This window comes from Candidatus Micrarchaeota archaeon, from assembly GCA_021163225.1.
Classification (GTDB): domain Archaea; phylum Micrarchaeota; class Micrarchaeia; order Anstonellales; family JAGGXE01; genus JAGGXE01.
In genome coordinates this window covers 1-3018 of sequence record JAGGXE010000053.1, presented here as the reverse complement: position 1 = coordinate 3018, position 3018 = coordinate 1, and the positions used below count along the sequence as shown (strand labels likewise).

Sequence of the window (3018 nt, the reverse complement as noted above, 5' to 3'; positions counted from 1 at the left end):
TAAAAACTGTCACATTATTAAACTTTTCTATCATACCACTGGAAAACCACTGAATTTTACTTCTATCGTATGGAAACCGCCCTTGCGTACAATTCTTTGTAAAATTGATCCACAGAGTTACGGAGTGTGGGGAAAAGGGAAGTGTAGGACAGTTAGTTATCTTGACCTGCGATAGATATAAAAAGGACAAATGCACGATATTTATTGTTGTTACTTGATGGATGGTGTGTTCTATGAATGATACCGAACTCATCAAGAAACATCTCGAACATAAAAAGAGACATCCTTTTGCACATAAGTTAATCAAACATATAATAGAGCATTCGGTCCTGGTAGAACCGGTACCCATACGTAAAAAGATAATGTATGTTAAGAAAGATAACGGGCTGGTCAGACCGATAGCAAAATCGGAATGGGTAATAAAACTAGGTCTTCCGGAATACCTTGCCATAGAAGTGGAAAACGGTGGATTTATCCAAGGAAGATGCCTGTTCGACCCGGACGAAAAGAATGAGTTTGCACCTTACAACATGATGGTGCAGGTTGCCTATTTCAAAAAGGATCCATATGTCTTGAAAGAGTTTATGAGCAGACATCTCAAAGTGCCGCTCACTTTCACGATGAATGAGGTTCGTAGGGTAGATGTGTTGGCCGGAAAGATAAATTCGAAGTTCGATGCTATTGCCAAAAAAGATGTGTACGCAATGCTCATAGAAGGTGACGATGATGAACTCAAGGAGTTATTGCATCTGATAAAATACTTCTACTCGCTGTACCCTCCGATGCTATCAGGGGAAGAGTTTGAAGTTGTAGAACTATTCCAGGAGTTTGTTCGAAAAAGGAATTTATAAGCTTTTGTTCAGCCGCTGTTAGCCTCATCATCAAATCCAAAAGGATTCTCAGCGGTTGTTCATTTCATCATTGTTTCTTATTTTGGACAAACGCATATTAAAACTTTATCCAGCACCACCAGTTCTTCTTATCGATTTAAAAAATGTCAAACTCGTACAGCTGTGGAAAAGACGTGTGTTCACGAAGTAAGATGACATCCCGTCAACGCGGCCAATTCGTCTAGGTGTTTAAGTCCCGGATTTTTCGTTCCGTTGATGACCCAGGTTGGGTACAGGGTAACACCGTCTTCCAAACATCTCTCCCTTTCCTTCCTACATTCGATATAATGGATATACCTAAAATTGTTACCAAACATCGCCTTCTGTATTGTACAGTAATGACACGAATCTACGCCGTACATCACAACTCCTTTCGAAGCAAGACATTTTGCAAACTGTTCATCCGCAACTGGACCGAAATATCCGTGAGTCAAGTACCATACGATTAAAAGGATGCACAGAACACTTAACCCAAGGAAGAATCTGAAATGACCAGAGGAAGGGTTTATCACATATTTTAATTGTTGTTTTTTCTTATTATCCATGGCATCACCCTTAACAAAAAAATATGCATAAACACGAATTATTGAGCAAATAAGTTTTAAAAGCGCGTGCCATTCCCACCATCCTTTGCAATTGTGAATAAATCCAATCAACTCGATGCGGAGAATTATGTTTTATACTGAACTATCTACCGACCTCATCACTCATTCTCGTAGTATCTTTTCTCATATTCTCATACTCTTTTATTCCCAATATCTTCCAGACAACTAACCATCTTACTTTTCTTTTTACCATCTCCAACTCAGCGAATTAATTTTATAAAGATTTATTCACAAAGACACCCATCCTTAACAATCAACCCTCATAAATTCTGTTCGCGCCTTATCTCTCATCCAACCTCACCGAGAACCATTTTTATAAAGAATTTTTCACAAAGGCAAATGCACAGATATAAAAGTGATGATGTAAAAGTGATTAGGATGGTGGACATAGACGTAGAATCGGTTAAAAAGAGGTTTAATACACTGTACGATGTGAAAGGGCTTGAACTAGACAGGATCAAGATAAAGGAACACCCAGAGGATTTTGTCGTTGAAGAAATAGTTTCACCGGAGATCGCGCCCGTTCGCAAAATATCTATCAAGAATTGGGTAGTGCTGGAAAAAGACCGAAAAATCGAGTGTAAAGACTTCGGCAACAAATATTTGATATTTGTTCTGCAGAAGAGGAATTGGGACACGTTTGCAGCCATAAAAACAATCGCAAAACGGTTAAGGGTTTCGTGGAAACGATTCGGTTTTGCAGGCACCAAAGATAAGGTTGCGATCACTACGCAACTCGTCTCAGGATTCAATATAAGAAAGGAAGACCTGTCAAAATTGAACATAAAAGATATCAAGATAAACGGGATGTGGTATTCAGATGTGCCTGTTCAGTTGGGAGACCTCATAGCCAACAGGTTCACAGTAGTAATGACTTACGGAAAAGGCTTTAAACCCGAGAGCAGGGGGGAACTGCCGCAAATCATACCTAACCTGTTCGGTATCCAGAGGTTCGGTAACAGATACAATAACCACATAATAGGTTATCTTTTGCTGAAAGGTATGTTCAAAGAGGCAGTTCTGATGTTTCTAACAGATACCGAGAATGAAAGAAACACATCTGTTATCAAGGCCAGGGATAGATTAAAGGAATCTGGGAACTACTCCCGAGCCGTACACGAATATCCCAGGTTCCTCAGATTAGAACATATAATTCTCCATCACCTCGCCCAACACCCCAGAGATTACATTGGCGCTCTCAGAAAATTGCCGAAGACTTCTCTCCAAATGTTTGTACACAGTCTTCAATCGTACATCTTCAACATAGAGGTTTTGGAAAGAATGGCTACATCCAAAGATGAACCGTTCGAAAACGAGTACATGTGTGCCACGGACAGATACGGGTTTCCAGACATCTACAAAAGAGGCGATGAATGGTTATGCATAAACCTTATCGGGAAACATTCACAGCTCAACGAATCAGAAGAAAAGATCCTGGACAAACTGAACCTCTCATCAGAAGATTTTTCAGATACAAGTTTACCAGAATTGCAAACTGCAGGCAGTTTTAGACCGTTCTACAC

General features: G+C 39.8%; 3 protein-coding genes. 2 read left to right on the top strand and 1 reads right to left on the bottom strand.

Going from position 1 to position 3018, the window contains the following annotated elements:
- Nucleotides 1–233 precede the first annotated feature (233 nt).
- Complete coding sequence (locus J7K41_03830) at nt 234–851, top strand: hypothetical protein (protein ID MCD6549806.1); 618 nt, start codon at nt 234–236, stop codon at nt 849–851.
- 179 nt (nt 852–1030) lie between these two features.
- On the opposite strand, the gene J7K41_03825 is transcribed toward J7K41_03830, so the two are convergent.
- Entirely contained in the window at nt 1031–1435 is a 405-nt protein-coding gene (locus tag J7K41_03825; GenBank protein MCD6549805.1) for a hypothetical protein, read from the bottom strand.
- Nucleotides 1436–1834: 399 nt separating this feature from the next.
- On the opposite strand from J7K41_03825, the gene truD reads away from it, so the two are divergent.
- On the top strand, nt 1835–3018 hold a 1184-nt coding region (truD, locus tag J7K41_03820), incomplete at its 3' end, for a tRNA pseudouridine(13) synthase TruD (GenBank protein MCD6549804.1).